Source organism: Lihuaxuella thermophila (genome assembly GCF_900110165.1).
Taxonomy (GTDB): domain Bacteria; phylum Bacillota; class Bacilli; order Thermoactinomycetales; family Thermoactinomycetaceae; genus Lihuaxuella; species Lihuaxuella thermophila.
The window spans coordinates 125,730-146,025 of record NZ_FOCQ01000006.1 but is presented as its reverse complement, the minus strand read 5'-3'; the positions used below and the strand labels follow the sequence as shown (position 1 = coordinate 146,025).

Sequence of the window (20,296 nt, the reverse complement as noted above, 5' to 3'; positions counted from 1 at the left end):
TGCACCTCATTAAGAGGATTGAAACCGGTTTCAATCCTTCAATCAATGACATGGGCAAAGGTGTCTCAAACGAATGCACCTCATTAAGAGGATTGAAACAAAAAGGTGATCATTGTTCCCGATAACGATGCAGCCGGAAGTCTCAAACGAATGCACCTCATTAAGAGGATTGAAACATCTGATCCCGTGGACGGGTTCACATAGATGGTGATATGTCTCAAACGAATGCACCTCATTAAGAGGATTGAAACATCGAAGCAATGGGGAAAGCATTAAACTTGGCTTTGTCTCAAACGAATGCACCTCATTAAGAGGATTGAAACAACCTTTTGAAACTGTCTAAATTGGTTGTAATAGGGTCTCAAACGAATGCACCTCATTAAGAGGATTGAAACTTCTGCTATTACCCGGACGCACGCATAAACGGCACTGGGTCTCAAACGAATGCACCTCATTAAGAGGATTGAAACCACCGTATGCGCGGTCGGTTCAGCTCTCGCATGCAGTCTCAAACGAATGCACCTCATTAGAGGATTGAGACGAGTAAACCAAGCAGAACAAAATGCAAAACTTGAAGCCTCAAACGAATACTAAACTACAAAAAACTAACAGGACTTGAATAATGGAGTTTGTTTCGCTTGCGTATATGGATAATGATTTCCTCATTTTGGGTGGGGGTCATTAATTCACTAAAACTATAATTCAAAAACAATATTTACATAAAGGCTATTTCCTGGTATTATTTCGTCGAAGAATTAATATCTGTATATTGCTGCTATTGGGGCGATTAAAAATGTATAAGAATAAGTCGTTTATTTTTTTCTATGTTCTTTTACTGGTATTTGTTTTGGCTGGATGCTCTGAGCAATCATCAGAAGAAAAATCTCAAGAAAAAGACTTGCCCAAATTGATGTTTGAGGCACAAACCATCACTTTGGATGGAAAAAATTATACGCTTGATCCACGCTTGCAACTGAATGATAAAAACGGAATAGGACAAGCGGTCGGGCTGATCTACGACACAGCCGTGGTTCATGAGATTAATGGAATTCCGGGTGAGAAGTGGCTGACTGCATCCTTTGAAGGAGAAGGTTTAGTATTTAGGGAACAAGGAAAAGGAGATTTTAATCTGTCCGACTTCGCTCCGGACAGGCTGGAAATACACAGTTTGGAAAACCCGGATCAGGTGACCAAAGAAAAAGTGGTTACTGATCGAAAAGCGATTGATGAACTGGTAAAAACGATCACAGAAAAAGAGCCTGTGCGTGTAGATACATCCGAACTTAAAGATATTCAATTGTTAAAAGAGATCACATTCCAGTCTGATCGTTATCCAAACATAGCGTATCATCTTTCGTACATAGAAAAGAATGGACGGACCTATCTGAGAGAACATGGATTATTTTTAATGGATACCTTGTATGAAGTCAGCATCAATTGGGACTCCTTGCCGTAAGGAATTAATCCCTGTAAACTTCTTTAATCAAGCTAATCTCATATTGAGCCATTTCGCTCTTTATAGGAACAGAATTGATTAGCAGAAGAGGAGCGATTGGCTCATTTTTTATCATTCGTTGATGCAATTATTTATACGCAATCCGGATTTAGTTAACTCCAGCGAAGTAAATGATACGAGAAAATAAAGAGATTTTCAGCTTGGAGTATGAGATTGTTCCCAGATGGATCGCCTTCGTTGAAATCTGTCAAATATAATAAAAGATGAAGGGATCCATATTTCTGACACGATTCCGGGCCAGGGAAATTTTCTCGCGTTCTATTTCGGGGCATCAGGAGTGAAGTGACATTTGGAAGGAAGTGAAAGAAATGATCGACGAGAAACAAGCGGACCAAATGCAGCTGCTGGAAGCTTATCGGAAGTGTTGCCAGACAAGGGACTTGATTCAGGCTGCTTTCGAAAGCGCTTACGAAGGAATTGTGATTACCGATTCCAACGGTTTTATCATGATGATGAACCAATCCTATGCAGAATTTCTGGGTGTGGATGCAAAAGAGGTCGTTGGCAAGCATTGTACGGAAGTGATTGAAAATACGCGGATGCATATTGTGGCGAAAACGAAAGAAGCGGAGCTGGCTCAGGTTCAACGAATCAGGGGAGGGGATATGATTGCGCATCGCATCCCGATTATTCAAGACGGAAAAGTGATTGCGGTCGTCGGAAAAGTGCTGTTTCAGAATGCGCGGGAGTTGCATGCCCTGTCCGCCCACGTTCTTCGGTTACAGAAGGAACTCAATTATTATCAGGGAGAGTTGCTGAAAAGTGTGGGGGCGAAATTCAGTTTCGATGATATTATCGGGAACAGTTCGAAGATTCGGTCGGTGAAGGAAATCGCCAAGCGGGTGGCGGGCAGTGACACCACCGTATTTATCAGCGGGGAAAGCGGTACGGGCAAAGAGTTGTTTGCACATGCGATTCACAAGCACAGTCACCGGAAGTTCGGGCCGTTTGTAAGAGTGAATTGCGCCGCCATTCCGGAAACACTGGTAGAGTCTGTACTGTTTGGATATGAGGAAGGTGCATTTACCGGTGCGATGAAAGGCGGAAAAAAAGGAAAGTTTGAGATGGCGCATCAAGGAACGATCTTTCTGGATGAAATTGGTGAGCTTCCGTTGACGATGCAAGCAAAACTGCTTCGGGTATTGCAGGAAAAAGAAGTGGAAAGAATCGGGGGCATGCATCCCGTCAAGGTGGATGTCCGTATAATCGCTGCCAGTAACCGGGATTTGGAGCAGATGGTGAAGAAAGGACAGTTCCGGCAGGATCTGTTTTACCGGCTTCATGTGGTTTCGCTTCATATTCCTCCCCTGCGGGAACGGCGGGAGGATATTCCTCTGTTGGTCGACTCGTTGCTAAAAATGTTATCGCACGAAATCGGCGTCTATGTAAGCGGAGTGGATGCAGCGGCGATGAATGCATTGATCCTTTACGATTGGCCCGGGAACGTACGGGAACTTAAAAACGTGCTGGAACGCACGCTTCATATGAAAGACGGCGATCTCATTCAGGTGAATCATCTTCCTGTACACGTGGTCAAAGGAGGGACGGGTAACCCTGCCCGCTATTCGCTTAAAGAAGCGCTTGAACAGGCGGAAAAGGAAGCGATTCTGCAGGTGTTAAAAGCCGCCGACAACGATAAAATCCGGGCGATCCAGATGTTGGGCATCAGCAAGTCCAGTTTTTATCAAAAATTAAAGAAACATCAAATCAAAATCTAGTTGAAGAGTTAGTGCGACATCTTTTTTTCTGTTTTTCCATAATTCTGGACTGTAGTCCTGAAATTTGTACCGCATGAAGGCAGAAGAATGAGGGGGTTTCTCTGGCGATACGACTCCTTTTTCCAATCATTTGTACAACTCATGCAATGGTTTCAGCAGAAAATCCTTGGCACTGAAATTGCATATTTGTCTCGTTAGAAGGAATCCGGCTAAAGCCGCAGACATCCGATATTGAAAGCGCTTAAAAACCAGTCGAAGCGAAGGAGGCAAATAGCAATGGCAGTATTGGGTATTTTTCTGGCCCTCGGATTACTCATGTTCATGGCTTATCGGGGTTATCCTGTGATTTTATTTGCACCGATTTTTGCTTTATTGGCGGCCGTATTATCGGGTCTTCCGCTTTTACCCACTTATACGGAAGTGTTTATGGTCAAAACAGTAGGTTATGTGAAGCTCTATTTTCCGATCTTTTTGTTAGGGGCCATCTTTGGAAAGGTGATGGATGACAGCGGGGCCGCGCGTTCGATCGCTCGCGGACTGACAGAACGCTTTGGGAGCAAGCAAGCGATTTTGGCCGTTGTCTTGACTTGTGCGGTTCTGACCTATGGAGGCGTGAGCTTGTTTGTCGTCGCTTTTGCTGTTTATCCGTTTGCAGCTGCCTTATTCAGGGAAGCGAATATCCCCAAACGTTTGCTTCCGGCCACAATCGCTTTGGGATCGTTCACCTTTACGATGGATGCTCTGCCAGGGAGTCCCCAGATTCAGAATATTATTCCTACCACGTATTTTAAAACCACTTCTTTCGCCGCGCCGACCATCGGAATCATAGGTGCTTTATTGGTGGCAGGCGGAGGCTTGTGGTGGTTAAACCGCCGCAAAAATCGATTGGTTGAGAGTGGTGAAGGCTACGGCGACCATACGATCAATGAACCGGAGATGATCGAAGGTGAAAAACTGCCGCCCATCTGGTTGTCCATCACTCCGTTGTTGCTGGTTTTAGGAGGAAACGCGCTTTTTACCTATGTCGTCCTGCCGGGATGGTATCCGGAATCGCTGCTCAAACAGTACGAAGGCCTGCAGATTGACAAAGTATTGGGGGTGTGGGCATTAATCCTGGCGCTGGTGGTAGGAATTGCCTTTGCGCTGGCCCTTCAATGGGTCTACCAGAAAAAGGATGAGAAAGAGGCGGGAACCGGTAAATCGAAAAAGTCGTTGGCCAACACATTGACCGCAGGTGCTGTCGGATCGCTCCTCGCGATCATGAATACCGCTTCAGAAGTGGGCTTTGGGAATGTGATTGCTGCTTTGCCAGGCTTTAAAACGATCGCCGATTTCCTTCTGTCCATGAAAACCAGCCCGCTGATCTCAGAGGCCTTATCGATCAATATCCTGGCCGGAATTACCGGTTCTGCTTCGGGTGGGATGAGCATTGCTTTAGATACGATGGGAGCCAAGTATTTATCGTGGGCGGTGAGTGCCGGGATCGACCCGGAGCTGTTGCACAGGATTGCCTCCATGTCAGCTGGGGGAATGGATACCTTGCCGCATAACGGGGCGGTCATCACCTTGCTGGCCATCTGCGGATTAACCCATCGTCAGTCTTATCCGGATATTTTTGCGATTACGGTAATCAAAACATTGGTGGTTCCGATTGTGATTGCCATCGCCTTGTTGACCGGGTTAGTGTAAGAATTTTTCAGAAGAGATACGATTGCAAATCATGCGGAAAAATGGAAGGAATGATTCCTTTGAACAAAACAGATCAAATGGTCTATCCCGTTTCCATGTCATGGGAGGAGTCATACCTTTATCAATTTATGAAAAAACATGAAATGAACCAATTGGATCAGCTATATGAAGCCGCTCAGAATCATCCTTCCTGGTTTTGGGGCGAAATGGAAAAAGAGGTCGGATTGACTTGGTTTCAACCCTATACAAAGGTAATGGACGACTCGCGCGGCTGGGCTTGGACCCGTTGGTATGTGGATGGAAAGATGAATGTGGCTTATGATGCGGTTGATAAGCATGCGCTGGGTCAAGCGGCCTCCAAGCCTGCGCTCCTCTGGGAAGGAGATGGCGGAGAAACCCGGATGATTTCTTATGCCGAACTCTACCGGGAGATCAATCGTTTTGCACACGGTCTGAAAAGGTTAGGGATAGCCAAGGGAGATCGTGTGGTGATGTATCTCCCGATGGTTCCCGAGACCGTCGTCGTCCTCTTAGGGGCGGCCAAAATCGGGGCGATGGTGGTTCCGGTTTTTTCGGGATATGGGGCCGAAGCGGTCGTGACCAGAGTTGTGGACAGCCAGGCCAAAATATTGGTAACGGCTGACGGTTTTTTCCGTCGCGGCAAAGAGGTTGCGATGTTACAGGAAGCGGTCCGTGTGGCTGAGAAGTGCCCGTTTCTGTCACATGTAGTAGTGGTCAGCCGCATCGGAAAGGCTGGCATCGAAGCAGGACCGATCAACCCGCACTGTCCGGTTCGGCTGATTCCCTACGATATCCTGCTTCAGGATCAATCGGATACCATGCAGGCCGAATGGCTGGACAGCGAAGATCCATGCCTGCTGATCTACACATCGGGAACCACAGGCAAACCGAAGGGAACCGTCCATGTACACGCCGGATTTCCGTTGAAAGCGGCACAAGATTTAAAGTTTGCTTTTAATTTCGGCCCGGATGATATCCTCTTTTGGATGACCGACATGGGTTGGATGATGGGGCCTTGGATGGTATATGGAGCGTTGCTCCTGGGGGGGACCGCCGTTCTGTTTGAAGGAACCCCGGATTACCCCCGGTTCGACAGGTTATGGGAGATCGTGGAAAAATACCGTGTCACTCACCTCGGGGTATCCCCTACCGTGATTCGTTCGTTGATGCCGCATGGAAGTGAATGGGCGGACAAGCATGATCTTTCTTCCCTGAAGGCATTCGGCTCGACCGGAGAGCCATGGAATCCGAAACCGTGGTTGTGGCTGTACGAAAAAGTAGGCAAAGGAAAATGCCCCATCCTGAACTATTCGGGCGGAACCGAAATTTCCGGCGGAATTCTGGGCTGCCTTCCGGGCCTCCCGCAGAAACCTTGTTCATTTAGCGGGCCGATTCCCGGCATGGTGGTAGACATTGTCGATGGGCAGGGTGAACCGGTCAAGGGATCGGTAGGTGAACTGGTCATCAAAAAACCCTGGCCCGGAATGACTCGTGGCTTCTGGCAAGATCCGGACCGGTATGAACAGGCATACTGGGATCGTTTCCCCGGTCTCTGGGCGCATGGGGATTGGGCGAGAACCGATGAAGACGGTTTCTGGTATATCGAGGGACGGAGTGACGATACCTTGAAAATTGCCGGAAAACGGGTCGGACCGGCGGAATACGAGTCGTTACTGGTCTCGCATGAGGCCGTGATCGAAGCGGCAGCCATTGGAATTCCCGATGAGATCAAAGGGACTTCTGCCGTATGCTTTGTCATCTCTGACGATACCAAACCATCTGCGGCAGACCTGGAAATGCACTTAATGGAGCTGATTGTACAAAAATTAGGGAAACCGCTGAAACCGAAAGCCATTTATCGCGTCAAGGAACTACCCCGGACGAGGAACGGAAAAATTTTGCGCAGGGTGATTCAATCCGCTTATCTCGGGAATGAGGCAGGAGAACTCTCTTCGCTGGAAAATCCACCATCGGTGGAGGAGATTCGCATGCTGGGGAAGCAGATCAAACCAACGTGAGATGAAGCCTGGTTTAGACAAGATTTACTGTTCGCCTCAATGATATCAATTGCTTGATTCTGTTTGAAAACCATGCACGTCTTCCTGATGAATTTTGAACAATAGCCTGGAGGAGTTTTTATGGTCCAAAACAAAGTGGTACTGATCACCGGGGCGGCTCGCGGGATTGGGTTTGAAATCGGAAAAAGATTTGCCGAAAACGGTGCAAAAGTGGTGTTAACGGATTTAAACGAAGAAGGAGTTAAAAACGCGGCACAACAAATAAGCGCCAAAGGTTTCGAGTGTATCGGGCTGAGAGCCGACGTCACCAAGGAAGAAGATATCATCGATGCGATCCATCAAACCATTGCGAAATATAGCAGACTGGATGTTCTGATCAATAATGCGGGACTTCAATATGTTTCGCCGATTGAAGAATTTCCCGTCGAAAAATTTGAGCTGTTGACCAAAATCATGCTGATCGCTCCATTTATCGCCATCAAACACGCCTTTCCCATCATGAAAAAACAAAAATCCGGCCGCATTATTAACATCGCTTCGATCAACGGCCTGGTCGGTTTTGCCGGAAAAGCCGCCTATAACAGCGCTAAACACGGAGTGATCGGTCTGACAAAAGTAGCCGCGCTTGAAGGTGCAGAGGACGGGATTACAGTCAACGCCCTGTGTCCCGGTTATGTAGATACTTCACTTGTCCGAAATCAGCTGAAAGAGCTGGCCAAAACGAGAAACGTTCCATTGGAAAAAGTATTGGAAGAAGTGATCTATCCCCTGGTTCCGCAAAAACGTTTGCTTCAAGTGGAGGAAATCGCTGATTATGCTTTGTTCCTGGCCAGTGATCAAGCAAAAGGAGTAACCGGGCAAGCCGTTGTGATTGACGGCGGATATACAGCACAATAATGAAAAGAATGCAAAAAAGCAACATCCGCTGATGATCTCTATTGGGCGATGTTGCTTTTTTCCTTGATCACACACACCTCTTATTCCCTATGATCGAAGGATTTGGGATATTGCGGCCAGGTGGATGCCATGAATGAGCTGGAGGATCTCCTGTGGTGTTTTTGAGATAAGTAGCATTCTCCACAAGCGGTGAGTGAATGAGGCGTCAGACGAGGGAGGGATGTTTTTTTCTCGCGAGTCTGACCTTTTTTTGTTTTCCGGAATGTTTGTTGCCTATTGTTTCACCTTGATCTGCCATCCGTTTAGGGTGATGAATTGGCAGATACAGAAAGGAGACCGGATAAATCATTTTCTCTTTGTCATGGGTATGAACAATTATTTACGGTTCACATCGCATTTTATGATATTAACTGTTTGAAAAATTTAGTTTTTCTTGTACATATTTACTGAAATTCCGGCGGAGAACGGGGATGGGGGTGACAGAACCAAAAAACTGGCTCTGGTGAGACAGGTTGGTACATGGACAAGCTTGGTCTGATCAGCAGCAGCAAATGTTTTAACGCTGCACCTAACCGGCACATTTATTTCTGCCTGTTCCGATTTCCCTGTTTGAGTCATTCCCAATGCGATGCAGAATATGACTTTCATTTTTAAATAAATTTAATCATATGATTATAAATATTACTTGAATTGGGCGAAAATATTGTTTATAGTACAAGATAGGTAGATACAACTATATGTATATACCAATTGACGGGATGAGAGGTGAGAGCGGTGTAGGGGATGGAAAACAATTCACGATGGGGTCATCCGTCCATTTCGATTGGTTTGATTTTTTTGAATCAAATGAATGTACTGAGAGCGGCTTGTGATGATACCAAAAATGGGGAGGAAATCAAAATGTGGATGACAAGGGCACATTCCAAATCTATGTCCAGGAAGACGTTAGCCATGGCCTTGGCTCTGGTGCTTCTGATCGGCATTCTGCCCGCAGGTGTTTTTGCAGCCTCCGGGTGGGCACCCAATGTTGCCTACAAAACAGGTGACATCGTCACTTACGGCGGCAGTACTTATAAGTGTCTTCAATCTCACACCTCACTTCCCGGCTGGGAACCCCCGAATGCTCCGGCTTTATGGTCACTGCAATCGCCCGGCGGCGTGGGGGATACCCAGGCGCCGTCTGCTCCGGGCAATCTGGCGTCTCCTTCCCAAACAGCCAGCAGCATTTCGCTCACCTGGACAGCTTCCACCGACAATGTGGGCGTAACGGGATATGATGTTTTCCGCGGCACTCAAAAAGTGGGATCATCCACGGCCACATCCTATACAGACACCGGTTTGACCCCTGACACTTCCTATACCTACACCGTTAAAGCCAGAGATGCCGCCGGAAACGTGTCAGCCGCAAGCAATGCTCTGACTGTGAAAACCAAAGCCGGTGATGGCGGCGGAACTCCCGGCAAAAAAATCGTGGCTTACTATCCCGGCTGGGCCACCTATGGGCGCAACTATCAAGTGATGGATATTGACGCTTCCAAAATCACCCATCTCAACTACGCATTTGCCAATGTTGTCAACGGGGAAGTAGTAGTCGGCGATACTTATGCCGATACGGACAAGTTTTTCCCCGGTGACTGCTGGGACCCGGGTTGTAAACGCGGAAACTTCAATCAGCTGACCAAGTTGAAACAGAAATATCCTCATCTGAAAACGCTGATCTCGGTGGGCGGCTGGACTTGGTCGGGCGGCTTCTCCGATGCTGCTTTAACGGATGCATCCCGTACCAAGTTTGCCGACAGTGCGGTTCGTTTCATCCGAACATGGGGCTTTGACGGTGTCGACATCGACTGGGAATACCCTGTCAGTGGCGGATCGCAGAATGGCAGGCCCGAAGATAAGCAAAACTTCACCCTGTTGCTCCAGAAACTTCGCGAAAAACTGGATGCCGCCGGCCGTGAGGACGGCAAACATTATCTGCTCACGATCGCATCCGGTGCGGGACCGACCTATCTGCAAAATACGGAATTGGGCAAAGCGGAAGACTATCTCGACTTTATCAACATCATGACTTACGATTTCCACGGCGGATGGGAAAAGACCAGCGGACATCATGCACCGTTATACGCCGATCCGGCAGACCCATTCCCCAATAAAGCCACCTTTCATGTCAACGCTGCGGTTGAAGGACACCTCCATGCAGGTGTTCCGGCTTCCAAAATCGTTCTGGGCCTCCCCTTCTACGGGCGCGGATGGACAGGCTGCAGCACGGCCGGCAACGGTCAATACCAGTCCTGCACGGGAACACCGCAAGGAACATGGGAAGCGGGCGTATTCGACTTCTCCGATCTGGAAGCCAATTACATCAACAAAAATGGATATACCCGCTATTGGAATGATGTATCCAAAGTCCCCTATCTCTTCAATCCGTCAAACGGTACCTTCATCACTTATGATGATGTCGAGTCCATTGGTTATAAAACCAGCTTCCTGAAAACAAAAGGCCTTGGCGGTGCCATGTTCTGGGAGTTAAGCTCGGACCGCAACAAAACCTTGCTAAACAAAGTTTATAACGATTTAAAATAAGCGTTTTCAAGATGAATCCCTGTCAGCAACCCCCGGGGCGGTTTGCCCCGGATTTATTTTAGAACGATTCAATCAGAAGAAAAAAAGAACAACCTTCAGTGGTTGTTCCCGATCATTTTCGTACCCCTTCACGCTAGACCCGCTTATCTCCCCCGGAGATCCGGACAGGGCATTTACCTGTAAACGGAAGCACACCGCGCAATTGCTTCGCCAATGTTTTCATCTGTTCATCCGTGATGGAGTAAGCAGCGATCACTGTGGTATCCCGGGACATGAGCTGTGCATCATACGGGTCCCGCAGCATCACCGCGATCAGAGGATAGCGGTTTTGTAGATGGTTTATCCAGCGGATCTGGGCAGGAAAGCGATGGGCATTGACCGTACAAAAAACAATCAGATCCCGGTCCTGGGCCGCCTCATTCAGCCGGGTGGGATCCCATTCTTCCTCCAGGTCAAACTCCACCAGGCGGACGTCCGGAAAGAATTCACGCAAACAGGGGTACAGGCGGTTTTTTTGTTCTCCGCTTGTATCCGCCTCAGTCAGGTTCCGCGGACGGGGCATCATCAGCAACATCCGGGCCTGGCGCTCCACAGGTAAAAGCTTGTGCGGATCGCGCAGCAGCGTGACGGACCGTTCGCTTATTTTGCGGGAAAGGTGACGGCTGTCTTCTACCGGTTTTCGCCTGTTTCGGTTATATTCGATCATTTTTTGTTTAAAAAGCAGAATTCTTGCCACAGACTGATTGATTCGTTCCTCTTTCAGCTTTCCGCGTTTCCATGCGAGCATGAGGTGGTGAAACGCTTCCTCGATCGACGATCGACCATCATGAATATATGCAATATCTCCGCCGGCCAGGATAAATTGCAACACTGCTTCCCCCGCGGAACGGGTTCCACGGATCGCTCCCATTGCCAAATCGTCGGAAATGACCAGTCCCCCATATCCCATCTTCCCGCGCAGCAGACCGGAGATCACTGTTTTGGACAGCGAAGATGGCCGGGAATCCAACTGTGAAAAAATGACGTGGGAAACCATTACCGAATCAATGTGGCGGCTCACCATTTGTTGGAAAGGCAAAAACTCTGTCCGGTAGAGAGTGGGCAAATCCGTATCATTGATTGCAAAACCTGAATGAGTATCTGTTTTTGTGTTGCCATGGCCCGGAAAATGCTTGGCGCAGCTTGCCACTCCACCCAGGCGGACTCCTTCTGCATAGTTGAGGCATTGCTCCCCGACCCGGTGAGGATCGTCTCCGAATGAGCGCACTCCAATCACCGGATTGTTGGCTTCCAGGTTGACATCCGCCACGGGTGCCAGCAGATGGTTGATCCCCATCCCGGACAGCTCCCATCCGACCACCTGTCCCTGGGCCCGTGTTAACTGTAAGTCATCGGCGGCGGCCAGCGCCATATTTCCCGGGAACTCCGTCACCAGCGAGCCGAACACGCTCAAGGTGCCCGTTTCCTGGTCGGCGGAAAAAATGACGGGCAGCTTTAAGCTGTTTTCTTCATAGGCTTGTTGAATGGATGTGGTGAGGTTCTTCACTTGTTAGCGGCTCCGGATATTCGGCCCGTTGATGCGATAACCTGCAATCGGATACTCGGTCAGGAACGCGCGAAAGTCATCCGAAAGCTCTGTCCCTTCCGCTTGTCCGACCAGCATTTGACCTATTTTTTGTTTTAATGCCAGGGACTCTAATTGCTTTTGGATCAGCTTGTTCATATGGTTGACACCCTCTTCGGCTTATCCTTTGACAGCTCCTGATGTGAGGCCTTTCACCACTTGTTTTTGGGCCAACAGGTAGATAAGGAGGACCGGGATCAGCGTAAGTGTCACCGCAGTAGCCAGCAATCCGTAGTCCGTCCCTGAGTACTGGCTGCTGATCTGGGAGAGAAGCACGTTGATCGGCCGAACTTCCGCCTGTGGAACAAAGATGAGGGCCGAGAACAAATCGTTATAAGACCATAAAAAGACAAAGATGCCAGCTGTGGAGAAAGCCGGTTTGGAGACAGGAACAATCACGCGCGAAAATACTTTCCAGCGGTTGCATCCATCCATGATGGCCGCTTCTTCCAATTCCTTCGGAATCGTGACCATATAAGAAGAGAGAACTAGGATGGTGAAAGGCAGGAAGCCTGCCGTGTGGGGCAGAATCAGGGCCCAATAGGTATTGAGCAATTCCAGTTTTCTCAAAATCTCGAAAACAGGGGCCACGGTTGCAAAAGCCGGGATCAGCAAGCTGGCTGCCAGCAAGGTTTGAATCAAACCCCTGAGGTGAAATTTGAACCGCGATAAGGTGTAGGCGGCCAATCCGCCGAACAGTAAGGTGAAAAAAACTGTTCCGCCTGACATGATCAAGCTGTTCAGATAGCTTTGACCGATATCGATCTGTTGAAAGGCTCGTTCATAGTTTTGCAGTGTCGGGCTGGCCGCCAGTGAAAATGAATCGGTAATCACTTCGTCTGACGGCTTGAATGAATTGTTGATAACCCAGAACAACGGATAAATGGTGGTCAAAGACCATGCAATTAAAAGGATATAAGTGACCATTTTCAACAGTTTGGAACGGGTGAGCGTCGACTGGAGTTTTTCCCACGGTGTTTGTTTGGTGACCATTCCTTTTCCCCCCATCCGGTCAGTAACTCACTTCTTCTCTTTTCAACAGCTTGTTGGCCATGACGGATAAAATCATGCCCAGGATGACGATGAACACCGCGATGGCAGAGCCGTATCCCCAGGCGGAGCTGACAAAGGTTTTCGTATACATGTACGTTCCGAGCACTTCCGAGGAGTTCACCGGCCCTCCTCCTGTGATGATGTAAACGAGCTCAAACACTTTCAGCGAACCGGTGATGGCCAGGATGATACACGTTTTGATGTCGCTCCAAATGAGCGGGAGAGTAATATACAATGTTTTTTTGATACCCGTCAGACCTTCCATATGAGCCGCTTCATAAAAATCATCCGGGATTTTGGAAATGGCGGTGAACAGGATGACAAAATAAAAGCCGACATACTGCCAGATCGTAGGAATTGCCACTGCGATGAGCGAGCTTTCTTCAGTGATCCACAATACTTTTTCATAGCCGAATTTCGTCAGCAGCTGGTTTAATAATCCGTTATCGTAGTTATAGAAAAGAGTAAACATGAGGCCGATGGCCGTCGCAGAAATGGCAACGGGGAAGAAAAAAGCGGACCGGAAAAAATTTGTGCCAAATTTGACCGAATCAACCAGTACGGCTAACACAATGCCGAGCCCCACCTGAAAGATAATCGCATAACACATGATTTCCAGGGTATTCAAAGTGGCCATCCGCACAACTTCATCCCCGGCCAGCTGGATGTAGTTTTCCAGGCCGATAAATCTGGATGTTAAGTATCCGTCCCAATAAAAAAAACCTTTATATACGCTGCGCAAAAAAGGGTAATAGAGAAATGTACCTGTCAAGATGATGGTCGGCAGAAGGAACAAAAAGATATATCCCTTGTCACTTGTTTGAACAGATCGTTTCATGTTTTTTTCACCCCGATCCATAACAAAGCTTCTTTTGCCTCCGGGTGGATGAAATGAAAGCTTTGCCGTTTTGGCAAGGCTTTCATTCAACTGTCGGAGTTCATTGTTGCCTTGCCTGCTTCTCCACCTTGAATGCCGCTTCCAGAACCTCTTTGGCCGTCTTTTTATCCTGAACGATATATTGAATGTTTTTCCGAATCTCGGTAAACGCTTCCGGTGAGATTTGTGCATCGATCGGCAAGCTGAGGGAGCTGGCTTCTTTCACCATTTTGTGTCCTTCCGAGGCCAGCGGAGACAATCCGTCCACCTGCACATCAGCAGCCGGGACCCCGCCGTTGGCTTCGGCAAATTTCCTGATCATCTCTTTGGTGGTCAAAAACTTGATCAGTTCAAGTGCCATCCCTTTTTTCGATTCATCTTCATAAGATTTTTTGCTCAGGTAATAACCGGAGGTGAACCCTGCCACCAGGTCTTTGGGTTGCGCTTTGCCGCCGGGCATTACCGGGAAAGGAATCACACTGGTATTTTGTTTATCCTTGATCTGGCCGACGGTCCAAGATCCGTTCACCATCATGGCTGCCTTTTTGTTCACAAACAATTGCACAGCGTCTGCGTCTTTGATCGTGTTGGCATCCCTGGGAAAGGCATTCATTTTGTAAATCTCTCTCAACTGGTTTAAACCTTGTTCCCAGGTTGGGTCCACTCCGTTTTGAAAAGCTGAATTGTGGCCATGTGCACCCCCTGCCGACAGAATGAAGTGTTCAATCAGGTAGAAGGATTCATCCATGGAACCGGCAATGGGAATGATTCCGTTTTGATTAAATACTTCGATGGCCCTCACAAACTTATTCCAGTCGGTGGGGAGCTCCACATTATATTTTTGGAACAGGTCTTTATTCACAAACAAACCTTCATAAAAACCGGTAATGGGGAAGGCGTATATGTTTCCATCCTTTTCGGTCACTTGCTGTTTGACATTTTCGGTAAGGACGGAACTCCATTCCGGGTCTTTCGCCATCAGATCGTTCAGCGGCAGAACGGCCCCCGATTTGATGATGGACGCTGCGTCCGCTCCGGTAAAGAAGAAGGTGACGTCCGGTTCGTTTCCGGAGGTGAAATCCGTCTTCACTTTTGTGCGGAAAGGGTCACCCGTGGCGGTCATCGACTCATCGATGATTTCCACGTTGGGGTGCTTCTTTTTAAAATCTTCCAAAGCTTGTTGATACACTTTGGTTGCCGGGTCAGTCCCCGCAAACATGGTCACAACCCGCAGTTTGATCTTTCCTCCGTCACTGCTCGCCGTACAGCCTGTTGCCGCAAAAACGAGGGATAAAATCATCATAACGGAGACAACTACACTCCATTTTTTACTTAAAGGCCTGATCACCATTTCATACCCCTCTTGTACATCGAATTGTATTAATGTCTATACCAATATTACGAAAAGGAATTAATTTCTGTCAATACTAAAAATAAACGCTTTCATTTAAAAACGGAAAATGTAAAATTCTCATTTCCATCCTGCCGTTTGGCTGAGTCCCATGGATTCCGGACAGCGGAAGAGACCTTGTAAAACAACAGCCCTTCGGGAAGACTCCCCGAGAGCGCAATCTGCAGTCCGCCTTTTGCGTTAGCTGTTATAATACCCGGTAGTTTCCGATGGACGACTTGTGATGGGCAGATGGAACCTGCACATTGGAAACGCCGTTAACCAGATTCACATCCATCGCCTGATAGAAGGCATTTCCGGTATCCGCGATTTCCCAGACGCCCAAAATCACGTGGTAGCCGCTGCGGTCCGTCGGGACGTTGCATGTATGAGTTACGGTATTGGGCGGCCTTTTTCCGCCGTCGTAGTAATGACAGAACAGCTCCAGATCAGCGCGTGCCAGCGGTTTGTCAGGGTTCCATCCCTTCCTGGTAATGTAATATTTCCATTCTTTTGTGGCGTGCGGGGCCGTGAGATACCATTGGAAGGTATTGTTTCCTCCCCGGATGTTCACTTTATGCCAGCGATCGGCCGTTTGCACGTTCAGCTCCGGGAAACGGCTGGTACCGGCAAGCTGGCCATCCGGAGGACCGGATTGGGGGAAAGATCCCGGTCCTTCTACGCTCTGTGGCTCCCACCGGATCTGGCCGCAGTCCTTGTTCAGGCCCTGTTTGCACAAATACGCACGGCTCGCTGGTGACTCGATATAGCCGTGAGCAGAAGCGCTCTCCGCAAACACCAATGTACAGGCTCCAACCAGCAGCATCATTCCGCAGGAAACCATCCACTTGCACCAGAAGCTTCGTTGTGCCATGATCAGGCCTCCTTCAGAGATAGAAGTAAAATATTCGATCTATGATCAGCTTAATCTTTATTTGTAATATTGTCTATACAACAGGACATTATTAAATTATTAAATATTCTTGGTTGCCAGACGTTTTTCGTGTTGATCGTCCGGCTGGTTGAGTTGGGAAAAAAGCGGGCCCATGCCTGTGGCACTAGCCCGCCGCTCCGACCGGTCACGGAGTCAGCTTCGGAAGGCTGGGGATGGTTTGGCTGCAGTCACCCGCCAGCGGCAGGTTGCGGCAGACGTATTGTCCGGCGGTGTTTTCGGTGGCTGCTCCGGTCGGGGCCGGCTGATGGACGCGTTGCTTCCAGAGTTGCCAGAGCATGAATCCGTCATAGGGTTTTCCCTTGTTTTTGATGTACTTGACCAGGGTTTCGACATTGTAGTACTGTGTGGCAATATTGTTCTGTCCGGTCAGCATATCGGCATCGTATACGGTGCCGGGCGGAGCTTCCACTTCCAGCACCGCTCCCCCCGAACCCTCGGGAGCGATCTCCATGCCGATGTTGATCGGGCCGTCGTAGATGGCGCGGTAAGACTCGTACCCTTCGCGCGGATCATAGTAATCGCCTGCGTCGTAGGACATCAGGTTGATAAAATCGATCTTGTCTCCGTGATCTTTCATAACCCGGTACATCGTCCCTCCGAACGGGGAACCCCATTGCACTTTTCCTTCCTCAAACGGTGTGCCCTTAACGTAATAGGCGCCGGTGGACCAGCCGGCAATGGAGATTTTCAGATTGACCCCGCGCGCATGGATCTCATTGTAAAGGCTGGTGATGATGCCGGCAATTTCCCCGTCCTTCGTGCATCTGAAGTTGGCGGAATCCAGTTTGTTGCAACTGCTGCTGCTGGACTCCCAGTCAATGTCGACCCCGGATGCTCCCAGATCAAGCGCCAGGTCGACCACGTGCGCTGCGTTGAAGCCGGACCACTGGCTGTCCTGGCTGTAGGCCCAGCCGCCGACGGAAATCCAGACTTCCGTGCCCCGTGCCTTCAGTGCCGCGATGTTGTGGCGCAAGTCCTGGGCTTGTTGGGGAGTGAATTTTTTCTGCCCTGTGTTGGTTGTCGCGCCTTCGACGAACTCAAAGCCGGCAATGGCTTGGTCGAACGCATAAGATCCTTTTTGATAGGCCGTGTCAGGTCGGACGAAAGCCAGGTTCACATTCGTGATGTAGTTGGGAATATTCTCCGGTTTCAGGTCGTAGATGCTGGTGTTCCACGTGCTTGCGTAGGCCACGTATCTCCGCGTGACCTCCTTGGAATCGCCCGGCAGGGTGGTGGCGCTCACCTGGTTGCTCGCCGGGGAAACGTTACCGGCCGCATCTTTGGCTTTCATGGTAAATGAATAGGTGGTGTTGGACGCCAAGCCGGTGACGGTCGCCGTGGTTCCGGTGACGCTCGAGGCAAGGGTTCCGCCGCGGTAAACATCATATCCCGTCACACTCACATTGTCGGTGGACGCACTCCAGGAAAGCGAAACGCTTGAATTGGTGGTTCCGGTTACCTTTAAGCCGGCCGGAGCAGAGGGAGCTTCTGTGTCGACCGGTCCGCTGCTGCAGTCACCGATCGTTTTCCACGGACCCCATTCGCCGCTGAGATCGGGCCGGTCCCCCTGTGTCCACCATTTGGCCTCATAGATTTTACCGTTATAAGAAACACGTGCCCCGGCCGTGTAGGCAGTCGTCGCGTTCCATGCCGGTTCCTGGCAGGCTGCTGTGGCCGCATTGACGGTGGAGGCGTTTGTGCTCATCCATGCCGGAAACAAGCCGGACAGGAGTATGGCAATGAGCAGAACGGCAAACGTTTTCCGCTTTCGTTCATTCCTGCTGTTCATGGATCCCTCTCCTTCGTTCGGTGATTTTCACCTGAAAGATGTGAGACAGACAAAAGCGGATGCCCCCTGGTGGATATCAGTATAATTATTCGTAAATAATAAAATTTTCTATCTAATTGTATTCTACTTGATGGTTGTAGAGTTGTCTATACCAATTTTTTTTGAGAACCACCACCTTGTTCAACTTGAATCACATAAAATCAAAGGGATACAACGCAAAACAAAAACTTAACAGCCCGTCCATCCTGAATTGATCTTGTTGTTTTTATATTGAAGTTGTAAGCAAAATGGAGATAAAGGGAACAGGGGAGCGATGAAAAAAAGCCGCATTTTAAGTTGTTGATGGTAATGATGTCAATGGCTCCCTTAGCGGCCTGCGGCCCAGAAACCGGGGGAGGGGTAAAATAGACTTTCAGGGGAGTTAATCTTTTAGATCCTTGCGAACGGGAAAACCCCTAAACTTTAGTTATGGGGATGATAGCGAGCTGTAGGCGAGGGAGGGGGATTTACCCCCTCGCGCCTGGCCATCTTTGCTCTCTTTTTTGCTCCTTTGATTAAATAAATATCTTGATCTGTCTTATATTTGTTTTAAAATTAGCGATAGGTGATGAATTTTGATAAAATGTTCAAAGTAATCGAAATGCCGTATATGACTGCACATATCGTAAAATTGCTACCATGACTCTTTAGGTAAGGTGAAACAACGATGACAGCATTGGAAGCGCAAAAACAGGCAAAAAAATGGATTTATATCTGTTTTTTGATGCAATTCGGGATTATTCTCTATTGGGAGATCACCCAGTACGTGGACCTTTTTCCGTTTAATGATGTGGCCGGCTTGGATCTGCGGGAAAGTTTGCGGGCCAGTTATGCCAATGATATTCCGAAAATCGGCATTATCCTTGTGTTATGGTTGTGCCTGCGCTGGATGACCCGGCCGTGGTATCTGTTTTTATTCGCTTCTTCTCTCATTTACTACATCGTGTTCCTGGGAATCCAGATCAGTATCTGGTGGCCGCGCTACATCGTTGGGGCCACCCCGGAACAGCTGAAAGAGTATAATGAGAAATTTGCCCATACGATTAAAATTCTTCCCACGTTCGGCAATCATGTGGCGGTCGATTTGCAGCACAACATTTTGCAGTTATGGACGCTGGCGATCATCATTGTCATGTTTCTCGCTCTCAAGAAACTGTTTCAAGCGAAAAGCCGTGTCGATGGTGTTTTGTTGCACCAACAAATAGAAAATGCCTGATGCAAAAGAGCCGGGGATGATTCCACGGCTCTTTTGACGGTTTGGGGGATGACCGGAGAGGTATTAAAGCGGAACATGCTTTAAAAACCAATCTGCCGCCAGCTTCTCCACAACAGGTAAATGATCCCAAAAGCCATGCCCCGCTCCGTCAATGATTTCTAACCGGGATTCTTTGGGCAGCCAGTGCATTCCCTGTTTGGTGATTTCACATAAACGGCGTTCCTCTTCATCGGCGTTCCCGTGGATCATCAATACGGGGCAGCGTACATGTTTCAATAGTCGCTCCTGATTTTCACATTCAAAATCCAACAGCATCTGCTTGTCGATGATGACGGGTCTTAAGCGCTTGACCCGATGCTCTGTAATATAGCCTTTCTCCTTTAACTCTTGCATTTGTTCTTTTGTAAAATATTCGTTCCAATTGTATTGGATCGGACCTGTGGTCCCCCCTGTCAACACCATCGCGGAAATCTGAGGGGTGTAACAGCGCAAGCAGACTCTGGTACCCAGACTGTTTCCGAAGAGGGCGAGATGGACATAACCGATGGATTTCACAAAAGACATGGCGGAGTGGAGATCATCTGCTTGTTTGGCAAGGGTGATCCGGTCATCGTCGCTTTCACCGCAACCGCTGAAATCAAAAGCCAAGACATTGTATCCGAGCTGTTGAAAAGCATGTGCAAACCTGTCAAACCGGCCTTGGGAAGATTTATCAGAAGTGAAGCCATGACACATGATGATCATGGATGCAGAAGAAGATCGGTACAGGTGTCCGGCCAGAGTCAGATTCCGGGAATTCTTAAATGTTACTCTTTCCATGGTTCTCCCCCCGTGTTTCCATGGCATTTTCCTGCTATTATACCAAACTGTATGTCCGCATCCGCCTGACAACCATAAAACCGATGAGGAGA

General features: G+C 48.6%; 15 protein-coding genes and 1 CRISPR repeat array (1 of these 16 running past the window's edge). Of the genes, 7 read left to right on the top strand and 8 right to left on the bottom strand.

What is annotated here, in order from left to right:
* Nucleotides 1-470: direct repeats of the CRISPR family, unit length 37 nt; unit sequence GTCTCAAACGAATGCACCTCATTAAGAGGATTGAAAC; it reaches 2,140 nt to the left of the window's first position.
* A 323-nt stretch (nt 471-793) separates the two neighbouring features.
* The 6 genes from BMW55_RS08450 (at nt 794) to BMW55_RS19820 (ending at nt 10,442) form a co-directional block, all read left to right on the top strand.
* Entirely contained in the window at nt 794-1,456 is a 663-nt protein-coding gene (locus tag BMW55_RS08450; RefSeq protein ID WP_089967279.1) for a hypothetical protein, read from the top strand.
* A 368-nt stretch (nt 1,457-1,824) separates the two neighbouring features.
* On the top strand, nt 1,825-3,234 hold the full coding sequence (locus BMW55_RS08445) for a sigma-54 interaction domain-containing protein (RefSeq protein WP_342027745.1): 1,410 nt from the start codon (nt 1,825-1,827) through the stop codon (nt 3,232-3,234).
* A 270-nt stretch (nt 3,235-3,504) separates the two neighbouring features.
* The gene (locus BMW55_RS08440) at nt 3,505-4,923 is read left to right on the top strand and encodes a GntP family permease (RefSeq protein ID WP_089967577.1); all 1,419 of its coding nucleotides are present in this window, start codon (nt 3,505-3,507) and stop codon (nt 4,921-4,923) included.
* Between the two features lie 59 nt (nt 4,924-4,982).
* Complete coding sequence (locus BMW55_RS08435) at nt 4,983-6,962, top strand: AMP-binding protein (protein WP_244527498.1); 1,980 nt, start codon at nt 4,983-4,985, stop codon at nt 6,960-6,962.
* A 120-nt stretch (nt 6,963-7,082) separates the two neighbouring features.
* Nucleotides 7,083-7,859: a 3-hydroxybutyrate dehydrogenase gene (locus tag BMW55_RS08430; protein WP_089967276.1), complete on the top strand. Its 777-nt coding sequence runs from the start codon at nt 7,083-7,085 to the stop codon at nt 7,857-7,859.
* Between the two features lie 900 nt (nt 7,860-8,759).
* The gene (locus BMW55_RS19820) at nt 8,760-10,442 is read left to right on the top strand and encodes a glycosyl hydrolase family 18 protein (RefSeq protein WP_280139760.1); all 1,683 of its coding nucleotides are present in this window, start codon (nt 8,760-8,762) and stop codon (nt 10,440-10,442) included.
* Nucleotides 10,443-10,575: 133 nt separating this feature from the next.
* On the opposite strand, the gene BMW55_RS08420 is transcribed toward BMW55_RS19820, so the two are convergent.
* The 7 genes from BMW55_RS08420 to BMW55_RS08395 all read right to left on the bottom strand — a co-directional run bounded on the left by BMW55_RS08420 (nt 10,576) and on the right by BMW55_RS08395 (nt 18,130).
* Complete coding sequence (locus BMW55_RS08420; RefSeq protein WP_089967272.1) at nt 10,576-11,988, bottom strand: glycoside hydrolase family 3 protein; 1,413 nt, start codon at nt 11,986-11,988, stop codon at nt 10,576-10,578.
* Nucleotides 11,989-11,991: 3 nt separating this feature from the next.
* Entirely contained in the window at nt 11,992-12,165 is a 174-nt protein-coding gene (locus tag BMW55_RS19335; RefSeq protein WP_170839822.1) for a hypothetical protein, read from the bottom strand.
* A 21-nt stretch (nt 12,166-12,186) separates the two neighbouring features.
* The gene (locus BMW55_RS08415) at nt 12,187-13,059 is read right to left on the bottom strand and encodes a carbohydrate ABC transporter permease (protein ID WP_089967270.1); all 873 of its coding nucleotides are present in this window, start codon (nt 13,057-13,059) and stop codon (nt 12,187-12,189) included.
* A gap of 19 nt (nt 13,060-13,078) precedes the next feature.
* Nucleotides 13,079-13,957, bottom strand: coding sequence for a carbohydrate ABC transporter permease (locus tag BMW55_RS08410; protein WP_089967568.1), 879 nt, complete (start codon nt 13,955-13,957; stop codon nt 13,079-13,081).
* Nucleotides 13,958-14,057: 100 nt separating this feature from the next.
* Nucleotides 14,058-15,347, bottom strand: a complete 1,290-nt coding sequence (locus BMW55_RS08405) for an ABC transporter substrate-binding protein (RefSeq protein ID WP_089967267.1) — start codon at nt 15,345-15,347, stop codon at nt 14,058-14,060.
* Nucleotides 15,348-15,594: 247 nt separating this feature from the next.
* On the bottom strand, nt 15,595-16,260 hold the full coding sequence (locus tag BMW55_RS08400) for a lytic polysaccharide monooxygenase (RefSeq protein WP_089967265.1): 666 nt from the start codon (nt 16,258-16,260) through the stop codon (nt 15,595-15,597).
* Nucleotides 16,261-16,465: 205 nt separating this feature from the next.
* Nucleotides 16,466-18,130, bottom strand: a complete 1,665-nt coding sequence (locus tag BMW55_RS08395; RefSeq protein WP_089967263.1) for a fibronectin type III domain-containing protein — start codon at nt 18,128-18,130, stop codon at nt 16,466-16,468.
* Between the two features lie 706 nt (nt 18,131-18,836).
* Between BMW55_RS08395 and BMW55_RS08390 the strand changes: the two genes are divergently transcribed.
* The gene (locus tag BMW55_RS08390) at nt 18,837-19,385 is read left to right on the top strand and encodes a hypothetical protein (protein ID WP_089967261.1); all 549 of its coding nucleotides are present in this window, start codon (nt 18,837-18,839) and stop codon (nt 19,383-19,385) included.
* A 63-nt stretch (nt 19,386-19,448) separates the two neighbouring features.
* Here the strand turns inward: BMW55_RS08390 and BMW55_RS08385 are convergent, their stop codons facing one another.
* Nucleotides 19,449-20,204 (bottom strand): alpha/beta hydrolase, encoded by a 756-nt coding sequence (locus tag BMW55_RS08385; RefSeq protein ID WP_170839821.1) that lies wholly within the window; start codon nt 20,202-20,204, stop codon nt 19,449-19,451.
* Between the last annotated feature and the right edge of the window lie 92 nt (nt 20,205-20,296).